This window comes from Emticicia sp. C21 (assembly GCF_003418935.1).
Lineage (GTDB): Bacteria > Bacteroidota > Bacteroidia > Cytophagales > Spirosomataceae > Emticicia.
Window position 1 is genome coordinate 761973 of sequence record NZ_QVMT01000001.1, and the last position, 19868, is coordinate 781840.

Below are 19868 nucleotides of genomic sequence, written 5' to 3' on the forward strand. Positions count from 1 at the left end.
TTAAGGGACTTATATTCAGACATTACTTATTAATGATAAAATGAAATGCACTGCCTTTACCGTATTCTGATTCTACCCATATTTTGCCATTATGATTCTCAATGATTTTCTTACAAATGGCCAACCCGATACCAGTACCTGAATACTCTTCCTTATGGTGTAGTCGTTGGAAAAGCACAAAGATTTTTTCAAAAAACTGCGAATCTATGCCTATTCCATTATCTACCACCGAAAATTGCCAATATTTATGATTATCTATAGCCGAAATAACGATTCTGGGTTCTTCCTCTTTTTTTCTGTACTTGATGGCATTAGAAATAAGATTCTGCATTACCTGATAGAGCGGTAGTTTTGCTCCATAAATAACTGGCAAATCTTTCCATTCAATCTGCACGCCCTCATCTTGCCAGATATTTTTCTGTACTATTTCCTGCACTACCTCATTCATATTTACCCAATCCAGGTCATATTCTTTCCGTCCTATTTTTGAATACTCTAATAAATCCAGAATAATTGTTCTCATTCGGGTAGCCCCATCTACTGCAAAGTTTATGTATTGTTTCGCCTTATCATCGAGCTGGTCTTTATATTTCTTATCCAATTGAGTCAGAAAACCTGTAATCATCCTTAAAGGCTCCTGCAAATCATGCGACGCAATATAAGCAAACTGTTCCAATTCAGCATTAGTAGAGGCCAATTGCTCAGCTCTTTGATTCAGGCTCAGGTTCAGGGCTAACAGATGTAATTCGTCTCTCTTTCTTTGGGTAATATCTTTAATCTGCGAAACAAAATGAAGTGGTTCTCCGTATTTATGTCTTACCAGAGAAGTAGCAATGAGTACCCATAGTACATGCCTGTCTTTATGAATATATCTCTTCTCTATCTGATACATCTCTTTCTGACCACTCAATAAGTCGTCCATTGCTTTAATGTCTGACTCAAGGTCGTCGGGATGAGTCACATCCTGGAAACTCAACGATTTGAGTTCGTCCTGAGAATAACCTGTAATGTGGCACAACCTTTCGTTGACTGTAAGGAATTTACCTTCCAGACTTACAATAGCCATACCTATAGCCGAAAACTGAAAGGATGCTCTAAACTGCTCCTCACTTTGACTCAGGCTATCCTGCAGGGTTTTCTGTCTGGTAATATTTCTTGAATAACAAGCCAGCCCTGTAATTTCACTGTTATCTATAATTGGGTTAATACTTATTTCTATCCATGAATTTTCAGTGCCTAACAGGCCTGAGATATAGGCTTCTTCTTTAAAAGATTCTCCACTAAGGCCTCTTAAATACAATGCTCTCCAGAACTCTATAAATCGGTGGTCGAAGTATTCGCTCATCAGCAGATTATCTCCTGAAACCAGCATGATACCGGTAGTCTGGCGCATAGATTCTATAAATGATCTATTGCCCGCTATGAGTCTGAAATCTCTGGTTACACTCCAGATAAGGTCTTCTGTATTATTAATCAGGGCCTCTTTGTCTCTTCGTTCAAATTCTTTCTCTTGCTCGGCTAAAACTTTGGTGGTTACATCTCTGAAATTATTCACAATTCCTTCAATACCTGGCTCATGCAGCATATTTATGAGAACTCCCTCTATCCAACGCCAGTTGCCATCTTTGTGTCTGATTCTGGCTACTTGCCCCAATATCGGTTTACCCGGATTCTGCGTCATTTCTACCCAGGCCGCTTGCACATATTTCATATCATCAGGATGGGTAGCAGAAAACAAATCAAGGGTCAGGGATTCTTCTATTGTATAACCCAATACCCGTTCTATAGACGGTGAAATATAAATAGGGATTCCTGTTGTTGATAAAATGGCTACACCATCAGCCCCATGTTCAACCAATGAGGCAAAGCGTTTTTCTCTTAATTCTTTTTCTTCTTCTGCTTTCTTCCTTTCTGAAATATCACTAATGAATGTGCTGATATTTCCTTCGTTCTTCCCGTTACTACTTTTGTAAAAAATAGATGAAAACTCACAAGGAAAATGTCTGCCACTTTTATGAATGGCCATTAATTCGCCTCTCGCTTTGCCTGTTTTGTGTCTTTCTTCTACATATTTAGCAATTACTTCGGGATCATAAACTATTATATCGTGCCACTTTAATTTTTTGAACTCTTCGAGCGTGTAACCAAACATATCGCACGATGTCTTATTAGCGTCTAAAAGAGTCCCGTCTTTCTCACTAAAGAAAAAACCATCCAAGGCGTTTTCAACAATATAATGATACTTCTCTTCGCTCATACGAAGCGCCATTTCTGTTTTCTTATTGACTGTAATATCATATGAAGACACAAAAGCACCTACAATAGTGTGTTCTGTATTATAAATAGGTTTGAATTTATTGAGGAAAAAACTGATAGACCCATCGGGTGCCGGCACCTGAATTTCTGTTTCAAGCTTCTCGCCCTCCAGTACTTTTTTGTAGACTTGTCTGAGTATTTCAATTCGTTCAGGCTGAACATAAGAGAGAACACTTTGGCCTTTTATGATTTTTATGCCAAAATAAACATCGTAGAGTTCCTGAAATTTTTGGTTACAGGTCACAATATCCAGATTACAGTCTACTACCAGAAGACACTCGTCGGTATTAACCATCAAGAGATTTAAGCTTTCTTCCAATTCCTGCAGACTTCCTGGTTTGTCTGAAGAATTAAAAGAGGGCTTTGTATCAAATTTTCTCTTAATAGAGCTTTCATTTTGGGTTATTTTATTACTCATCAGGGTTCCTTGTTTCATTCGATAGCAAAAGGTTTTAATACCTAAGCAATAGCAAATGCATAAATAGGTATAAACCCGGAATATCCTTACAAATATTCCGTGCCAATAAATTTACTCCTATTCACTCAGAGCCTTGTCAGTCTTTAGCTATTATATGAATTATTCCATTCAAAAAAAGCAAACGACGCATCTGTAATTACAATAAAATTGAAAACCTACTCTTATGTTACGATACAAACCACCAGCCAGCAAAAAGTAACGCTGGTGTCTATATGTAAATCTTTGATAAAATACTGATTACAAGGTAGCAAACATAATTTTATTTGACAACAAAATTTTTCAATAACTCTAAATCATCGGTACCAATAAAATCTACTTCAAGCTTTTTCAGAGTCTCAAAACCGAGGGTTGTATTGGGTGTTCCCCAGATTCTCACACGTTTGCCTTTTGCATGATTTGATAGTACAAAAGCCCTGATATTCTGGTAGGTTTCTTCGGGCAATTGTTCTTTTCCGGGCCAGTATTTACCAAAATCAAGAAAACTGGCGCTTACCATGTCTACTCGTTTGTAGGCTTCCGCTGAGTACTGTGTGTTTCTTCTCCCATCAAAGAAAAACAGCTTATCATATTGCTCATATTCTTCTGGCTTGGGCATATCGCCACTGATTGTAATATGCACGTGCTGCAAATCTTTCTTGTTGCGCTTCACCAGTTTTTCCAGTTCAGCCATTATCAATTTGCCGTCTTTTTTCAAATCGAGTAAGAGGTATAATTCTTTCTGATTAGGGTATGCGTACCCTTTATTCTTTTTGATTTTAGACAATAGCGGCTTCCAGTATAAAGCCTTAAAAGTTCTTTTTTTGGTGATATTTTTCTCATCATGTGCCACATACAATTTACCATTTTTGATATACAAATCGGCTTCGATTGAATCAAAGCCTAAATTATACGCGGCAAAGAAGGGCTCTTTCTGCTCGTAATCATTGTGCGAATGAATGAGCTGGGCAAAAACCTGATTGCTGAATAATACTAAACTAAAGAGTACGAATCTGATATTTTTCTCCATAAGTATTTAACCATTTAAAGAGTTTATGTGCGTCTTGTTTTGTGAATAATTGTGTGCCCTCGTTCATAGTAGCTGCCGAACCGCAGGCTACTCCCCAACGGAGCATTTCTGATAAATCTTTCCCTTCTGATAATGCCCAAACCATGCCTCCTACCATACTGTCGCCTGCACCGACTGTACTCTTTTTTTGTACCGGTGGTGCCGGAATATGCTCGCATATATCTTTTGTTACTAAAACCGCTCCCTGTGGGCCTAGTGAAACTACCACCACCTCGCATTTGCCCTGGCCGATTATCTCTCTGGCAGCATCATCTACTTCGTTGATTTCGAGTGATTCTTTCTTTACCAGTTTGGCTAATTCACCTACATTGGGTTTCAGTAGGAACACTCCCTCATCAATAGCTTTTTCTAGGGGCACACCAGAAGTATCAATAATCAGTTTTGAACCAATTTTACGAGAAATTGCCGCTACTTTTTCATAAAAATCATCCCCTAAACCCGGAGATAGGCTGCCACTGGCTACCAGAAAATCTGGTTTTGCGTCTTCTACAACTTTCAATATTTCTTTTGATTCCTTGGCTGTAATAGCTGGCCCTGGCATACCGAAACGGTATTGCGCATTGGTATGCGTATCAACAGCTATGAAATTCTCCCTTGTCCAGCTCTCTGTTTTGATGGTCTTATAATCAATCCCCTCTTTCTTTACCAGATCTTGCAACAATTCGCCGGAGGCACCACCCACTGTAAAAATAGCTAATGAATTTCCACCTAAACGGGCAATGGCTTTAGAGACATTAATGCCACCGCCACCTGCATCAAAATGCGGCACTTCACACCTGATTTTTTGCTCAGCTACCAGGCCAGCGAATTTGGTACTTTTATCAATTGCCGGACTGACCGTCAAAGTAAGAATCTTATTTTCATTTTTTTTCATAGCGCTTGAGATTTCTTCTGAGATTTAACGATTTCTTTATTGTCTTCCTGCCTGCTTAGTTCTATACTGAGGAAGCCCCTCTCTTGGGTGATAACTCTTCAGAGTTTCCTGTAAAAATGCTCTATCCAGATGGGTATATATTTCGGTGGTAGTAATAGATTCATGCCCTAGCATTTCCTGCACGGCTCTTAAATCTGCTCCTCCCTCTATCAGATGGGTAGCAAACGAATGCCGGAAAGTATGCGGCGAAATGTTTTTATGAATACCTGCCCGCTCGGCCAGTTCTTTAATAATCAGAAAAATCATCACTCTGGTCAATGCCTTACCCCTGCGATTCAAAAATACGATATCTTCTGCGTCAGGTTTAATATCCAGATGATTTCTGATGCTTTCTAAATAAATTTTAGTGTATTTAATGGCGTCACGCCCAATAGGCACCAGGCGCATTTTATTACCTTTACCAATTACTCTGATGAACCCAATATCAAAATAACAATTGGTCAGTTTCAAATCAACCAGTTCTGAAACCCGGACGCCGCAGCTGTATAATACCTCTAATATAGCCCGGTTTCGTGTGCCTTCCGGAGTAGATACATCTATCAAGTCCAACATCTGTTCAATTTCAGGGAATGATAAGGTATCAGGCAACTTTCTGCCTGTCTTGGGGGCTTCAATTAATTGCGTGGGGTCAATCTGAATAATGTTTTCGAGCGCCAGATACTTATAAAAAGATTTGATACCTGACAGGATTCTCGCTTGCGAAGTGGGTGTTAATCCAAATTGATTGATGTATTCGAGGAAATCTGATATATCCTTTTCATTAATGGTTTCGGGAGCTGGGGTATGTACCTGCATAGAGGCAAACTGACTTAATTTTTCAACATCTCTCAGGTAGGCTTCAATGGAGTTTTCAGACATAGAGCGCTCCAGCCTCAGATAGTTCTTAAAATGTTGAATGTAGATGGGCCAATTCAAAACCGTAAATTTTATCAGTAAACACGAATCGTTTTTGTAACTTGCCGTAAAAATACTGAATCATTCGATGAAAAAAATAATTATTATCAATGGCCCTAACTTAAATCTGCTGGGAAAAAGAGAACCTCATATTTACGGAAGTCAGACTTTTGAAGATTATCTGTCAGAGTTGAAAGAACTGTTTTCTACGATTGAGCTGCATTATTACCAATCAAATCATGAGGGAGGAATTATTGATAAAATTCACGAAGTAGGCTATGGACGAGTTGAATTTGATGGGCTTATTATTAACGCCGGGGCTTATACACATACTTCTATTGCCATTGCTGATGCCCTTTCGGCCATTAAAACGCCTGCAATAGAAGTACATATCTCCAATATACATGCCAGAGAGGCTTTTCGCCATCACTCCTATTTGTCTAGCAGATGTAAAGGCATGATTTGCGGATTAGGCATGAAAGGTTACGAAATGGCCATCCGCTATTTTATATAATAGCTTTTTAATCAGACTTTAAACGGCCATTTTCAAGCAGGCTAGTTTTTGAACCAAGGCTTCTTTTCTCCGACGAGCTACCAATACGGTTTTGTTATTGGCTAGCTGAATGGTATCTTCACCACAAGTATTTATTACATGATTAAGGTTGATGATAAACGAACGGTGCGAACGGAAAAACGAAACATTGGTGGCTAATCTTTCTTCGAGTTTTTTCAGGTTGGTAGCGACATAAATCACTTTACCTGAATTCAGATGTACTTTAGTATAATTAATGTCGGCTTCCATCAATACGATAATAGATGGATTGAATTTTTTGTGTCCGCCGACTCTTACAAGATTGTCATTTTTGATGTTAAAATTTGCATTCATGGCTTTATTATTTTAGGTGGTTTTCGAATTATTTACCCAAAATTATAGCCTGTTCAGGCACCCTCCTACCCAAAATGAGTATCTGGCAGATTTAGCTTTTTAAGTGGCGGATTTAGCTTCAAATCTGGTTATTTCTGCTTATAATCGGCTGATAATACGTTTTCTGATGAATAGTCGTCAAAAACGACGAATTTGTCGTTTATTTATAGTTACAATCACTAAAATCACTTACTTTCGTAAAAAATAATCAATATTTTTCGTTTGTATTAATAAGAAATTAATAATCTGAGTTTATCAAACTGACACTTATTCCTAAATTACTCACCCTATTAATAAAAATAAGCTAAAAATTAAGATGCGTACCATACTAACTATTGTTGCAGTTGTTGTTGTTCTTGTGCTTGGTAAAATATTCTTTTTTAAGAAACCTGAAGAAAAAGGAGGCGGTGGCCCTGGTGGCGGTGGAGGAGCAGCAGCTGGCAGAGGTGGAGAAAAAGGCAAAGGCGGCCCGGGCGGTGCCGGAGGACCCGGTGGTGGACCGCCTACATCTGTAAATATATTTGTTACGGGTTTTCAAACGCTTGATAACGCCGTTACTTCTCCGGGTACTGTTTTCCCTAACGAAGAAGTACAACTAATGTCGGAATCAGCTGGAAGAATTGTTGCATTAAATATTAAAGAGGGTAGCAGAGTAGCCACCGGACAGGTAATAGCTAAAATTAAAGATACTGATTTGCAGGCTCAGCTGAAAAAAATCAATTATCAGATTGAGCTGGCTAAACAAACCGATGCCCGTCAGAAAAAACTATTGGAAATCAATGCCATCAGCCGCGAAGAATACGAAATTACGTCTAACACGCTGAATACATTGGATGCCGACAAAGAGTTTTTGGAAACCAGCATTGAAAAAACGGTTTTGAGAGCTCCTTTTGCAGGAAAAATCAGCTTTAAAAATGTAAGCCAAGGTGCTTATGTTTCGCCTGCTACTACGCTTGCTACGTTAGTACAGACCAATCCTGTAAAAATTGACTTTGCAATTCCTGAAAAATACTCAACACAAATCAGATTAGGCAGTAATGTAAAATTTGAGGTTGAAGGTCAAAGCACCAGTTATTCAGCAAGTATCGTGGCTATTGATCCGAAGATTGACCCGAACTTACGTACCTTAAAGGTAAGAGCCATAGCGCAGAATCCGAACGACCGCCTGATTCCGGGTATGTTCGTGAAAGTAACCGTTGATTTAGATATTTCGCAAGCAATTATGATACCTACCGAAGCCATTATCCCTGTATTGAAAGGCAAGAAAGTGTATGTAATGCAGAATGGAAAAGTAGCCGAGAAAATGGTAGAAACGGGTTTGCGTAATGAGAAAAATATTCAGATTACCAGTGGGCTTACATCAGGCGACTCTTTAATTGTCAGTGGTATTATGTCAATTAAGAAAGACGCTCCTGTAAAAGTAAAACAGGTTGTGAAATAAGATATAAATAATGCCTGTGGGCATGAATTAACAACGAAACTTACAAAATTATGTCTATATCAACCATTTCCATTAAACGCCCGGTATTAGCCATAGTGATGAACCTTGTCATCATCTTATTTGGTGTTATTGGTTATACATTCCTGGGCGTACGGGAGTACCCGTCTATCGACCCGCCTGTGGTATCGGTACGTACCGCTTATGCGGGTGCCAATGCCGATATTATTGAGTCTCAGATTACTGAGCCCCTCGAAAAAAACCTGAATAGCGTAGAGGGAGTAAAATCTATCAGTTCTTCGTCGAATGTAGGTACAAGCCAGATTACGGTTGAATTTGAACTGGGCGTTGATATGGAACGCGCAGCTAACGACGTGCGCGATAAGGTATCTGGAGCAGTAAGACAATTGCCGCAGGATATTGATGCCCCTCCAACCGTATCTAAAGCTGATGCAAACTCTGACCCTATTCTGAGTATGCTATTGCAAAGTGAGTCACGCAGTCACTTGGAAATCAGTGATATGGCTGAAAATGTAGTAGCACAACGTTTGCAGACGATTCAGGGTGTGAGCTCGGTAATGATCTGGGGACAGAAAAAATATGCGATGCGCTTATGGATGGACCCTACGCGTATGGCCGCACAAGGGGTAACTACTCAGGATATTAAACAAGCGCTTGACCGTGAAAACGTAGAGCTTCCAAGTGGTAAACTAGCCGGTGATAATACCGAGTTAACCGTAAAAACGGTAGGTCGCTTCAAAAATGAGGCTGACTTTGAAAACCTGATTGTAAAAACGATTGGCGATAAAATCATTCGTTTTAAAGATATTGGCACAATTCAGTTAGGACCAGAAAATGAAGAAACTATCCTTCGTCTGAATAGTATTCCAATGATTGGTCTGGCCATTGTGCCTCAACCTGGTACCAACTACCTTGAAATCTCTGGGGAAATCAAAAAGAGATTAGAAGAAATCAAGAGAGATTTACCGAAAGATTACAAGATGGACATCTTGCTTGACAATACAGTTTTCATCGAAAATTCAGTAGAAGAGGTAGGTGAAACTTTATTGATTGCGATTGTACTTGTAGTAATTATCATCTTCTTGTTCTTCCGCGACTGGATTATTGCCGTAAGACCTCTGATTGACATTCCAGTTTCGTTAATCGGTACTTTCTTTGTCATGTACATGCTGGGTTATACGGTCAATGTATTGACACTCCTCGCGATTGTACTGGCGACAGGTCTTGTGGTTGATGATGGTATTGTTGTAACAGAAAATATCTATAAGAAGATAGAAGAGGGCATGAAGCCGATAGAGGCTGCCATAAAAGGAGCCAATGAGATCATCTTTGCCGTAGTTTCTACCTCCATTACGCTGGCGTCAGTATTCTTACCCGTAATTTTCATGCAGGGTTTCGTAGGTAAACTATTCCGTGAGTTTGGTATCGTACTGGCCTCCGCCGTATTAATATCCGCCTTTGTGTCGCTTACGCTGACACCTATGCTGAATGCCTATTTAGTTAGAAAAACCAATAAGCGTTCATGGTTCTACGAAAAAACTGAGCCTTTCTTTGAAAACATGATTAATGGTTACCGTAACCGTCTGACTAGCTTTATGAAAATGCGTTGGCTGGCTATTCCAATCCTGTTTCTTACTTTAGGAATTGCCTGGTTTTTCGGAAAAGATATTCAACAAGAGTTGGCACCGTTAGATGACCGTAACTGGTTCCGTATTTCGGTTACTGCGCCTGAAGGTTCTTCATTCGAGTATATGGACAGTTATGTACTGAAAATGAGTAAAATGCTGGAAGATTCGATTCCTGAAGCCAAAGGGATTATGACCGTGACTGCTCCAGGCTTTTCGGGTTCCGGCTCACCAAATACTGCATTTGCCCGTATTGCCTTGAAAGATAAATCTGAACGTAAGCGTACACAACAAGAGATAGTTGATGTGGTTACCCGTAAACTAAAAGCAATGCCAGATGCCCGTTCATTTGTAATTCAGCAGCAAACCATTGCGGTTGACTCTCGTGGGGGCTTACCCGTGCAGTACGTAATTCAGGCGCCCGACTTCGAGAAACTACGTGAGTATATGCCTAAATTTATGGATGAGGTAGCGAAAGACCCGACCTTTGTAGTATCTGATATGAACCTTAAATTCAACAAGCCTGAATTAGAGGTATCTATCGACCGTGAAAAAGCAAAGAGTATGGGAATTTCGGTATCTGATATTGCGCAAAATATGCAGTTGGCTTTTGCCGGACAGCGTTTCGGGTACTTTACCATGAATGGTCGCCAGTATCAGGTTATCGGGCAGTTTGACCGTGCCAACAGAGACGAGCCTTTAGATTTAAAGAGTACATTCGTAAAAAATAACCTGGGCGAATTAGTTCAGCTGGATAATATTGTAAAGACGGAAGAACAAAGTAGCCCGCCTCAATTGTATCACTTTAACCGATACATGAGTGCGACGGTATCTGCCGGATTAGCTCCGGGCAAAACCATTGGTGATGGTATCAAAGCTATGGATGCAATCAGAGACCGTCTGAAAGATGAAGCTATCAGAACAACGCTATCGGGTTCTTCGCGTGACTTTGCCGAGAGTTCATCAAATACTTTATTCACTTTCTTACTAGCTCTTTTATTAGTTTACCTGATTCTTGCAGCACAGTTTGAGAGTTTCGTTGACCCATTTATCATCATGCTTACAGTACCTTTAGCGGTATCTGGTGCGATGTTTTCATTGTGGTACTTCAACCAGACGTTGAATATTTTCAGCCAGATTGGTATGATTATGTTGATTGGTCTTGTAACCAAAAACGGTATCCTGATTGTGGAGTTTGCCAACCAGTTGCGCGAGAAAGGCATGGAACTGAAAGAAGCAGCCATTGAAGCCGCTGCTATGCGTTTCCGTCCTATCTTAATGACCAGTTTAGCAACTGTATTGGGTGCTGCTCCTATCGCTTTCGCTTTGGGTTCGGCCGGCAAAAGTCGTATGTCAATGGGTATCGTAATTATGGGTGGTTTGTTGTTCTCACTAGTTTTGACGCTCTATGTAATCCCTGCCATTTATACTTTCTTGTCTCGCAATAAAGACTTTGAACGTATGAAACAGATTGAAAGAATTGCACATGAGTCAGAGCATGAAATGGCATAATATAATTATCAGGGAGGTGCTGTAAGGCATCTCCCTGATGGTTAATAAAGCCTCACGCTGATTATTTACCTTTTGCCAAATCAAATGCCGATTCACAATCCGGCATACCAATAAAAATTGAAGCATCATTTCAGTAGTTTCATGAAGCGTTTTTAACCTAACTCAATGAAACTAAGTAAAAATACAACATCGTGAAAAATTATTTAATTCTTCTGTTATTCATTGCCCAAACCTCATTTGCACAAGATACACTAACCTTAGAGAATGCCATAACTATAGCGCTCGAAAAAAACTATGATGTAAAAATTGCCGAACTTCAACAAAAGGTAGCAGAAACACAGGTTTTTAAAGGGAATGCAGGGATGCTACCGAATATCAATTTCAATGCCAATGCCGGAACAGCCTTTAACGAAGTAAAACAGGTATTAGCTAACGGAAATGAAACTAATCGTTTCGGGGTTAACTTAACACCTTCGGCAAACATAACCTTTGCCTGGACATTGTATGATGGCAAACGCATGTATGCCATTTTTGACCGTTTGAAAAACCAAAGTGAATTGAGCCAAATTCAAACACGTATAGCCATGGAAAATACAATGGCTAATGTAATGGCGGCTTATTATGAAATTATGCGTCAGAAGCAAACGGTCAGATTCCTGGAAACCATCATTAAATATTACGAGGAAAGACTCAATATTACTGACCAACGCTGGCAGTTTGGTAAAGGCTCTAAATTAGATTTTCTTCAATCCAAAACTGATTTGGGTACACAAACCAGTTTATTGGTACAGGCAAAAACTGACCTGAAAAATGCAAAAGTTGCCTTGAATAACTTTCTGGCAAGAGAACCCAATACGGATTTTGAAGTGCAGGAAGTAGTTGCTCTTACTTTTGACCCATCGCAGGAAGAACTGAGAAACAGAGCACGCACAGCCAATAAAACATTGCAGGCCTTTAGAAAGGCAACAGATATTACCTTGATTCAACAAAGAGAGGCAGAGGGACTTAAACGTCCGAGAATAACACTTAATGCTAATTTAGGTTACCAGTTGAGTAAAACAAATGCAGGTCTCTTTTTATATAACCAGAACTACGGTTTATCTCCGGGGGTGGGCTTAACAGTACCTATCTTTAACGGACAAATTATCCGTAGACAGATTCAGACGTCAAAAATCAATACAGATATTGCCAAAACACAGGAACAGGATTGGATTGTGCAAATGGAAAATGATCTGGTAAGAGCCTACAACCAGTATCAGACAGATAAAGAGATTCTGAAACTGGAAGAAGAATACAATAAGGTTGCGGAAGAAAATATGCAGATTTCGCTAGAGAAATTCAGATTAGGAGGCTCAACTATTCTTGAAATAAACGAAGCACAGCGTAGCTTAAATACCTCATTGAACCGTTTGACCAACGCTCGTTTTAATATCAAAATTTCAGAATTACAATTGTTGCGTTTGAGCGGTGAGTTGGTAAAATAATCATGTAAGATTGATTATAATCAGATGAATTACATAAAAAAACCTGCAATGCAAATTGCAGGTTTTTTGTTTATCGTCTCACTGTTAAATTAAACAGCTTTAGTTTTACCCGGCATTGCAATCTGGTACCAGCCATCTTTATCTGGTAAAGTTTTTGGTAAAGTATCCCAGGTGAATTTTTCAGGCATTAAGTCAATATTAGAATTCAGTGCCTCTTCCCATTTCACACGTTTGCCCGAATAACTTGCCATACGACCCATAATAGCTGTCAGTGTACTATAGGCTCCTCTTTCGGCATCGTTAATCGGTTTGTTGTTTACGATGCTATCAAACAATACATCGTGTTCTACCTGATAAGGGTCTTTATCACCTTCGCCTCTGTGTCTCCAGATGCTGTTGCCTTTCAAGTCAAATATTTTTCCTTCGGTAGCACGGCCTTTTGTACCTACCAGATGCTCTGATACATCAGAAACAGTACCTGGTTGGTGACGGCAATAACTTGCTAAAACCATGCCATCGGCGTATTTGAATTCTACCGCATGGTGGTCATAAATTTCACCGAATTTTTTGTCTGTTCTTATCTGGCGTCCACCCATAGCAACTGCATCTACAGGGTAACCACCTTTAAACCAGTTAATCACGTCAATGTTATGAATGTGTTGCTCGTTGATATGATCACCGCAAAGCCAGTTGAAATAGTACCAGTTACGCATTTGGTAGGCCATTTCGGTTTGTCCTGCCTCACGCTCTTTTACCCAAACCCCATCATTGTTCCAGTAGCAACGAGCAGCTACGATATCGCCAATGGCACCCTCGTCGATAACTTTTTTATACGTTTCTAAGTATGATTTTTGATAGTGGCGTTGCAGACCTACTACCACTTTCAGGTTTTTCTTTTTAGATTCTTCAGCAGCAGCTAATACACGACGGATACCCGGTGCATCGGTAGCTACAGGTTTTTCCATGAAAACGTGTTTGCCCTGACGTACGGCTTCTTCGAAATGGATTGGACGGAAACCCGGAGGGGTTGTCAGAATCACCACATCGGCCAAAGCAATGGCTTGTTTGTAGCCATCAAAACCAACAAATTTGCGTTCTTCCGGCACATCAACACGGCTTTTTACACTTTGTCTTTTGCTATTTTCCTTTTCGGTAGTAAGATTTTTGTAAGCATAGTCAATTCTGTCGCGGAAAGCGTCAGCCATTGCTACTAATTTCACATTTTCTTTCACAGAAAGCGCCTGAAAAGCAGCACCTGTGCCACGGCCACCGCAACCAACTAGAGCAACCTTGATGGTATCATCAACAGATGAATTAGCGGCAGACTGAAAAGGTAGGCTTGTTACCGACAGGCCACCTGCAACTACTGCAGAAGCCTTTACAAAATCCCGGCGAGAAAAGTTTGAGTTCATGTATTTGTGAGGTTATACGAGTTGAAATATTTAAGAAAACAAATTTAGGGCATTTATTGAAATTATAACGATTTTTAATAGAAAATGTGCGTCTACAGGTTTTAATAAATTTGAAAACCAGTTAATTTATTGATAAATTTGATTAACAATTCTACCTGTCTATTATTACATCTATGAAAACATTGATTGCTATCTTACTGGTATTTACCAGTGCTGTGTCTATTGCACAGACTAAGTTTATATCCAAGCCACAGGCTGTTCCCAGCCAACCGACACCTACCCTACCCATAGGTGCAAAGGCGCCTGATTTCAGATTACCATCGACTACGGGTAAGTATTATTCATTGAAAGATTTTGCTTCAGCCAAGGTATTAGTTATTATTTTCACCTGCACCCACTGCCCTACCGCACAGGCCTACGAAGACCGGATGAAAGCGATTGTGACAGATTATAAAAATAAGGATGTTGCAGTGGTAGCCATTATGCCCAATAGCCCTCCTGCTGTAGTATTTGAAGAATTAGGATACACTGATTTGAATGATGATTATGAGAATATGGCCATCAGAGCCAAAGATAAAGGCTACAATTTCCCTTATTTATATGATGGTGATACCGAAGCTACTTCTATCAAGTATGGCCCGGTTGCTACACCGCATGCCTATGTATTTGATAGCCAAAGAATACTAAAATATAATGGACGCTTAGACGGCATTGAAAAACCCGGCAAAGCCAATGCAGAAGATTTAAGGGCCGCCATTGATGCGACTCTGGCAGGAAAAGATGTGGCAACTCCAACCACTAAAACTTTTGGTTGCTCAATAAAATGGGCCTGGCATACAGAATATAAAGGCAAAGTTGAAAAAAACTGGGAGGCCAGACCTGTAACTTTAGAAGAACTGGATACTGAGGGTGTGAAAAAATTAGTAAGCAATGATTCAGACAAATTGCGTCTGATAAATGTATGGGCAACCTGGTGTGGGCCTTGTATTCTGGAATACCCTGATTTTCTGGAATTACAACGTATGTATGGCGCCCGTGATTTTGAATTTGTATCGCTGACAGCTGATAAGATGGATAAAAAAGATAAAGCTTTGAAGTTTCTGCAAAGCAAGCATTCAGGTGTTAAAAACTATATTTTTAAAGAGGACGACACTTATAAACTCATAGAAGCCATAGACCCCAAATGGAATGGTGCTCTACCCTATACACTTCTGGTTGAACCGGGAGGGAAAGTAGTCTATTCTTTGCAAGGGAGTATTGATAACCTGAAACTAAAAAAAATAATTGTTGACCACCCTAAAATCGGAAGATACTTTTAATTGCCTATGCCCCTTAATTTCCTGATACGTAACAAGCATGTTATTCTCTACGGTGTTTCATTAGCCATCCTCATGTTTTTGATGAGGTGGCTTGAATTGCGTTTTATCATTTTCAATCATGCCCTTGAAATGTATATCGGAGCTATTGCCCTTATTTTTACAGCTCTGGGTATATGGCTTGCGCTTAAACTTACTAAGCCCAAAGTAGAGATTCAGGTAGTAGAGCAGATTGTGGAGAAAGTTTATTCCGTTGAGAGTAGCGATGAATTTAAATTGAATGAAGCAACGCTTAATGAGTTGGGGCTAAGCAGAAGAGAACTGGAAGTGTTGGAACTAATGGCTACGGGTTTAAGCAATCAGGAGATTGCTGCGCAATTATTTGTATCGCTCAATACCATCAAGACACACACCTCAAAGGTTTTTGAGAAACTGGATGTGAAGCGGAGAACACAGGCCGTTGAAAAAGCTAAAAGACTGAGCCTGATACCCTAGTGTGACTCACCCTTTGGTATGAAATCTGTTATTATTCTGTAAAATCACCCGAAAGTATGAGTATAAATCGGGCAGAAGATTTCAGTTTTGTGGCCTAAACAAATAAACTCCTATGCAAAGAATTGTTCTCATTTTTGGATTGATAGCCGGGCTTATCATATCCACGTTTATGGTCTGTTCTATTAGTTACTGCTATTCTTCCGGTAATTTTGATGGCAATATCTGGATAGGATATGCCTCTATGCTACTGGCATTTTCAATGGTTTTTGTCGGTATTAAAACTTATCGGGATAAGTATAATAACGGAAGTATCTCTTTCGGAAAAGCCTTTAAGGTAGGTCTCTTCATCACCCTGATTGCTTCAAGTGTCTACGTGCTTGTATGGCTGGTTGACTACTACGTATTTGTACCAGATTTTATGGAGAAATATACTAGTCACATGATAGAGGAAGCAAAAAAAGGTGGAGAAAATGCAGAAGAAATTCAGAAGCAAATTAAAATGATGCAAGATTCTGCTAAACTTTACGAAACACCTGTTGGAGTAATTTTATTGACTTATATGGAAATTTTGCCAGTGGGTCTGATTGTGACGTTAATCAGTGCTTTGATATTGAAACGGAAGAATATGGCATTAGCGTAAGTAATAGTGAATGGCGAATTGTGAATTAGTGAATAAACTGACATTTTTAAATTACAGCAACAACCATAGACAACAGTAAAATAGAACTATATGAGAAAAATTATTTCATTTATGCACATATCGCTTGACGGTTTTGTAGCAGGGCCAAACGGAGAACTCAACTGGGCTAAAGTTGATGAAGAACTTTTTGACTATGTTGGTAAACGTATAAGCGGAGGTGACACTGCCTTATATGGACGAACAACTTATCAGATGATGGAAAGTTACTGGCCAACCGCAGGAGATGCACCGGATGCAAGCAAGCATGACGTTGAACATTCAAAATGGTATAAGAATGCCCACAAAATTGTTTTGTCAAAAACGTTGAATGAAGCAGATCTGACGAATACCACCATTATCAGCAACAATATTGCAGACCGTATCAATGAAATAAAACAGCAGGATGGTGAGGACATCTTACTTTTTGGTAGCCCAACAGCAACCCATGCCTTGATTGAACAGAACTTAATTGATGGCTATTGGTTATTTCTTAACCCAACTATTCTCGGGCAAGGCATTCCATTGTTTGCAGACAGCAAAGACAAAACAAATCTAAAGCTATTGAGTACCAGGCAATTTGATTCTGGGGTGATTGAATTGAATTATGTAGTGGATAGAGAATAATGAATTTTCTAGCCCTGAAATTGGTATTTGTAAACCTAATTCAGGGCTAGACAAAGATAAAATTCTATCGAATTTGACGATTTGAAAAATTGTCTTACACCTTAATCACAGTTAACAAATCAACCAAGGGTAAAACAACACCTTTAATAAAAGGCTGATGAAATAAAATAGGCATTGGCGCAAAAAGACAGAGTAACAGCCATAACAATCTTTTAAAACTCCCTGTATCAGGTTTAATAACGTATTTCTCTACACCCAGAATCAAGGCTGCCTGAATAATAAAATACAGAAAGGGTAATCCATAACCACTGCGGACGGGCAAACTAATGGCCAGTTCATGTAATAAACCCGAGAAAATATACGAAGCCCAGAAAGCTACGTTCTGCCTATAACGCTTCTTTAATGGTCTTAAAACAGCAAGGGTGGTTAACTCTACAAATGCCAGATTCCATCGTCTGCTCCAGAATTCCTGTAAGGTTTTTGATTTAATAGGATTATTAAACAAAACACTCACATTTACGCCTTTCATTCTTAATAATCCGGTATTAATATTTAATATTCCAAAATGTAAAATCAGGCTTAAGCCTACCAGATAGGAAGTATTTATTATGTAATAGGTGGTTATTGTCTGAGTAGAATAGCTATAATACCAGTGAGCCAGATTAATCAATAATAGCCCGATAATAATTCTTGAAATACCTTTTTTGATGTGAGACGGATAATCCGCGAAAACTTTACCTGGAAAGTATTTAAAAGGACTTGGATTCATACCAAACCAACCATAACAGAATACAAGCCATTGTATAAACGTCAACCGATCTGTCCTGCCTAAATGGTTATTGACTACTACAAGTTTCAAAGACCAGAAAGTGCTTACGATGTATAGCAGCATCAAGTATAATGGGTTCGCTTCGACTATTAGATATATCAAAGCAATGAAACCTATAGTCATAATCCATCCGCAAAGCGTTGCATTAAGCCTGTTATTCAATAAAATCAGATAGCTCCATAATGGAATAGTAAAAATGAGCAGATATATAATATAAGTAAGAGACATTTAATGGAAGTTTAGATAACAAACCCAACCATAAACACCCGTCAGGAATACAAATAAAGCCACTAAACCAATTTCACCAAGTGTATAAATGAGTCCTTTCGGTGCCGACTTGGTATCAAAGTATAAAAACTGTATCAGGACTCTGACCAACCAGTACATAAAAATGAAAATGGTAATTGACTTAGCCAGAAAGGTTTTAGTTAGTAATTCTTCTGCTCCCCAGAATGAAATCAGACCAAAGAATAAGTTGAATGACAGGATGTATCCAGCGTATGTCCAGAAAATCTGTTTAATCAGGTTGGCAACTTTTATTAGTTCACCTTTCCAATCAAGTAAGTAAGGGATAGCCAGACTACCAACGCAGAGAATAATTTGTAAAAATCCGGCAGTTTTTAGAATAAAGATAGGTTCTATACTCATAGTAGTTCACAGAAAAACCAAAGGTAAGCACAAAGTATATACGTTGATATAGAAACTAAAATAAAATTCCTATGAGATTCATTTATACAAAAAAAGACAAGGACTGGGCGTCTCCGCATTGCCTTGTCTTTACCAGGTTTGTATTTTAAATACCTTCTACCCTATCAAGGAATATCTTTCGGAGGGCGGGCAAAATAAGCGTCAATTTCTGCTTTTGATGGTTCTTTTACTGGTCTTACTACTCTGAATCCTAAGAATGGGGCATCTGTTAACCACCAGTCAGATTTGGGAATCTGTGGGTCACGTTGCTTTAATTCTGGTGTAGAAGTACGGCGAGAAGCACTACGTAATTTATCAGCATCTTCGTCCCAGTGTCCACCACGAATCACATGCGGATAATGTTTTTCCGGTTTTACATAAGGGTTATTACCCGCTTCCGGTTTGCTATAAAAATCAGCTACATATAAATCAGAAGTCCATTCGGCTACATTCCCATACATATCGTATAATCCCCAGGCATTAGGTTTCTTCTGGCCTACTTTCTTATAAGCACCATCTGAATTATCATAAAACCAGGCATAATCTTTCAATTGCGAAGCATCATTGCCAAAATAAAAAGCTGTATTGGTACCTGCGCGAGCGGCATATTCCCATTCTGCTTCGGTTGGCAGACGGTAGAAATGGCCGGTTTTAGCATATAACCATTTGCAGAATGCTCTTGCGGCAAATTGTGTTACGTTACATACAGGGAAACCACTCTCTTTCCCTTGACCGAACGACATTTCCACATAAGGCTGTGTCGGACGGGCTACAACATCTACACGGCCTTTTACTTCGGCAGTGTTTTTATCGTCGGCTACTTCTAATTCTTTATTGAAAAAGGTCTCGTACATTTCCCACGTAGTCTCGTATTTCGCCATCCAGAAAGCATCAATTTTTACTTTATGCTGTGGTCCTTCATCGTCTTTACGGTTTTTTTCATCGGCTGCACTACCCATGGTAAACTCTCCGGCAGGGATAGGTACCATATCTAAACCATGACCAAGGCCGGGAATATGTTCGGTATAAGGTTTTAAATCTTCGCTACGAAAAGCTGTGAAGAAAATGAAAGTTGCGGCTGCCAATAAAGATACTTTTTTCACTTAGGTTGAAATGTTTGGTTTCACAAATAT

At 39.3% G+C, this 19868-nt stretch carries 17 protein-coding genes; 8 read left to right on the top strand and 9 right to left on the bottom strand.

Annotated elements, in window-relative coordinates; genetic code table 11:
- Window positions 1–22: 22 nt before the first annotated feature.
- The 4 genes from D0T08_RS03145 to xerD all read right to left on the bottom strand — a co-directional run bounded on the left by D0T08_RS03145 (window position 23) and on the right by xerD (window position 5709).
- On the bottom strand, window positions 23–2752 hold the full coding sequence (locus D0T08_RS03145) for a PAS domain-containing sensor histidine kinase (protein ID WP_116981102.1): 2730 nt from the start codon (window positions 2750–2752) through the stop codon (window positions 23–25).
- A gap of 301 nt (window positions 2753–3053) precedes the next feature.
- Window positions 3054–3800, bottom strand: a complete 747-nt coding sequence (locus D0T08_RS03150) for a hypothetical protein (protein WP_116981103.1) — start codon at window positions 3798–3800, stop codon at window positions 3054–3056.
- Entirely contained in the window at window positions 3769–4734 is a 966-nt protein-coding gene (locus D0T08_RS03155) for a 1-phosphofructokinase family hexose kinase (protein ID WP_116981104.1), read from the bottom strand. Before D0T08_RS03155 ends, D0T08_RS03150 begins: the two co-directional genes overlap by 32 nt.
- Before the next feature lie 36 nt (window positions 4735–4770).
- Window positions 4771–5709 (bottom strand): site-specific tyrosine recombinase XerD, encoded by a 939-nt coding sequence (gene xerD, locus D0T08_RS03160; RefSeq protein WP_116981105.1) that lies wholly within the window; start codon window positions 5707–5709, stop codon window positions 4771–4773.
- Between the two features lie 67 nt (window positions 5710–5776).
- On the opposite strand from xerD, the gene aroQ reads away from it, so the two are divergent.
- Window positions 5777–6202, top strand: coding sequence for a type II 3-dehydroquinate dehydratase (gene aroQ, locus D0T08_RS03165; RefSeq protein WP_116981106.1), 426 nt, complete (start codon window positions 5777–5779; stop codon window positions 6200–6202).
- Between the two features lie 18 nt (window positions 6203–6220).
- On the opposite strand, the gene D0T08_RS03170 is transcribed toward aroQ, so the two are convergent.
- Window positions 6221–6574 carry a LytTR family DNA-binding domain-containing protein gene (locus D0T08_RS03170; RefSeq protein ID WP_116981107.1) on the bottom strand — a complete coding sequence of 118 codons (354 nt, stop codon included), beginning with the start codon at window positions 6572–6574 and terminating at the stop codon, window positions 6221–6223.
- A gap of 355 nt (window positions 6575–6929) precedes the next feature.
- Between D0T08_RS03170 and D0T08_RS03175 the strand changes: the two genes are divergently transcribed.
- The 3 genes from D0T08_RS03175 to D0T08_RS03185 all read left to right on the top strand — a co-directional run bounded on the left by D0T08_RS03175 (window position 6930) and on the right by D0T08_RS03185 (window position 12693).
- Window positions 6930–8054, top strand: a complete 1125-nt coding sequence (locus D0T08_RS03175) for an efflux RND transporter periplasmic adaptor subunit (RefSeq protein WP_116981108.1) — start codon at window positions 6930–6932, stop codon at window positions 8052–8054.
- Window positions 8055–8104: 50 nt separating this feature from the next.
- Complete coding sequence (locus D0T08_RS03180) at window positions 8105–11209, top strand: efflux RND transporter permease subunit (protein ID WP_116981109.1); 3105 nt, start codon at window positions 8105–8107, stop codon at window positions 11207–11209.
- Between the two features lie 191 nt (window positions 11210–11400).
- On the top strand, window positions 11401–12693 hold the full coding sequence (locus D0T08_RS03185) for a TolC family protein (protein WP_116981110.1): 1293 nt from the start codon (window positions 11401–11403) through the stop codon (window positions 12691–12693).
- An 89-nt stretch (window positions 12694–12782) separates the two neighbouring features.
- On the opposite strand, the gene D0T08_RS03190 is transcribed toward D0T08_RS03185, so the two are convergent.
- On the bottom strand, window positions 12783–14105 hold the full coding sequence (locus tag D0T08_RS03190) for a Gfo/Idh/MocA family oxidoreductase (RefSeq protein WP_116981111.1): 1323 nt from the start codon (window positions 14103–14105) through the stop codon (window positions 12783–12785).
- Between the two features lie 173 nt (window positions 14106–14278).
- Here D0T08_RS03190 and D0T08_RS03195 point away from each other — a divergent pair, with 173 nt between their 5' ends.
- The 4 genes from D0T08_RS03195 (at window position 14279) to D0T08_RS03210 (ending at window position 17219) form a co-directional block, all read left to right on the top strand.
- The gene (locus D0T08_RS03195) at window positions 14279–15424 is read left to right on the top strand and encodes a redoxin family protein (protein WP_116981112.1); all 1146 of its coding nucleotides are present in this window, start codon (window positions 14279–14281) and stop codon (window positions 15422–15424) included.
- A 6-nt stretch (window positions 15425–15430) separates the two neighbouring features.
- Window positions 15431–15916 carry a LuxR C-terminal-related transcriptional regulator gene (locus tag D0T08_RS03200; protein ID WP_116981113.1) on the top strand — a complete coding sequence of 162 codons (486 nt, stop codon included), beginning with the start codon at window positions 15431–15433 and terminating at the stop codon, window positions 15914–15916.
- 112 nt (window positions 15917–16028) lie between these two features.
- Window positions 16029–16556, top strand: coding sequence for a DUF4199 domain-containing protein (locus tag D0T08_RS03205; protein WP_116981114.1), 528 nt, complete (start codon window positions 16029–16031; stop codon window positions 16554–16556).
- Between the two features lie 90 nt (window positions 16557–16646).
- Window positions 16647–17219 (top strand): dihydrofolate reductase family protein, encoded by a 573-nt coding sequence (locus tag D0T08_RS03210; protein WP_116981115.1) that lies wholly within the window; start codon window positions 16647–16649, stop codon window positions 17217–17219.
- 94 nt (window positions 17220–17313) lie between these two features.
- Here D0T08_RS03210 and D0T08_RS03215 read toward each other — a convergent pair whose 3' ends face one another.
- From D0T08_RS03215 to D0T08_RS03225, 3 genes are all read right to left on the bottom strand, one after another.
- Window positions 17314–18276: an MBOAT family protein gene (locus D0T08_RS03215; RefSeq protein ID WP_116981116.1), complete on the bottom strand. Its 963-nt coding sequence runs from the start codon at window positions 18274–18276 to the stop codon at window positions 17314–17316.
- On the bottom strand, window positions 18277–18696 hold the full coding sequence (locus D0T08_RS03220; RefSeq protein ID WP_116981117.1) for a hypothetical protein: 420 nt from the start codon (window positions 18694–18696) through the stop codon (window positions 18277–18279). It abuts the gene before it with no gap.
- A gap of 164 nt (window positions 18697–18860) precedes the next feature.
- Window positions 18861–19838 (bottom strand): SUMF1/EgtB/PvdO family nonheme iron enzyme, encoded by a 978-nt coding sequence (locus tag D0T08_RS03225; RefSeq protein ID WP_116981119.1) that lies wholly within the window; start codon window positions 19836–19838, stop codon window positions 18861–18863.
- Window positions 19839–19868: the final 30 nt, after the last annotated feature.

Excerpts from the sequence above, each read along its gene's own strand:
- aroQ (WP_116981106.1), top strand. The coding sequence starts at position 5,777 with ATGAAAAAAATAATTATTATCAATGGCCCTAACTTAAATCTGCTGGGA.
- D0T08_RS03190 (WP_116981111.1), bottom strand. The coding sequence starts at position 14,105 with ATGAACTCAAACTTTTCTCGCCGGGATTTTGTAAAGGCTTCTGCAGTA.
- D0T08_RS03170 (WP_116981107.1), bottom strand. The coding sequence starts at position 6,574 with ATGAATGCAAATTTTAACATCAAAAATGACAATCTTGTAAGAGTCGGC.
- D0T08_RS03145 (WP_116981102.1), bottom strand. The coding sequence starts at position 2,752 with ATGAAACAAGGAACCCTGATGAGTAATAAAATAACCCAAAATGAAAGC.
- D0T08_RS03205 (WP_116981114.1), top strand. The coding sequence starts at position 16,029 with ATGCAAAGAATTGTTCTCATTTTTGGATTGATAGCCGGGCTTATCATA.
- D0T08_RS03210 (WP_116981115.1), top strand. The coding sequence starts at position 16,647 with ATGAGAAAAATTATTTCATTTATGCACATATCGCTTGACGGTTTTGTA.
- D0T08_RS03200 (WP_116981113.1), top strand. The coding sequence starts at position 15,431 with ATGCCCCTTAATTTCCTGATACGTAACAAGCATGTTATTCTCTACGGT.
- D0T08_RS03180 (WP_116981109.1), top strand. The coding sequence starts at position 8,105 with ATGTCTATATCAACCATTTCCATTAAACGCCCGGTATTAGCCATAGTG.
- D0T08_RS03150 (WP_116981103.1), bottom strand. The coding sequence starts at position 3,800 with ATGGAGAAAAATATCAGATTCGTACTCTTTAGTTTAGTATTATTCAGC.
- D0T08_RS03195 (WP_116981112.1), top strand. The coding sequence starts at position 14,279 with ATGAAAACATTGATTGCTATCTTACTGGTATTTACCAGTGCTGTGTCT.
- D0T08_RS03175 (WP_116981108.1), top strand. The coding sequence starts at position 6,930 with ATGCGTACCATACTAACTATTGTTGCAGTTGTTGTTGTTCTTGTGCTT.
- D0T08_RS03220 (WP_116981117.1), bottom strand. The coding sequence starts at position 18,696 with ATGAGTATAGAACCTATCTTTATTCTAAAAACTGCCGGATTTTTACAA.
- D0T08_RS03215 (WP_116981116.1), bottom strand. The coding sequence starts at position 18,276 with ATGTCTCTTACTTATATTATATATCTGCTCATTTTTACTATTCCATTA.
- D0T08_RS03155 (WP_116981104.1), bottom strand. The coding sequence starts at position 4,734 with ATGAAAAAAAATGAAAATAAGATTCTTACTTTGACGGTCAGTCCGGCA.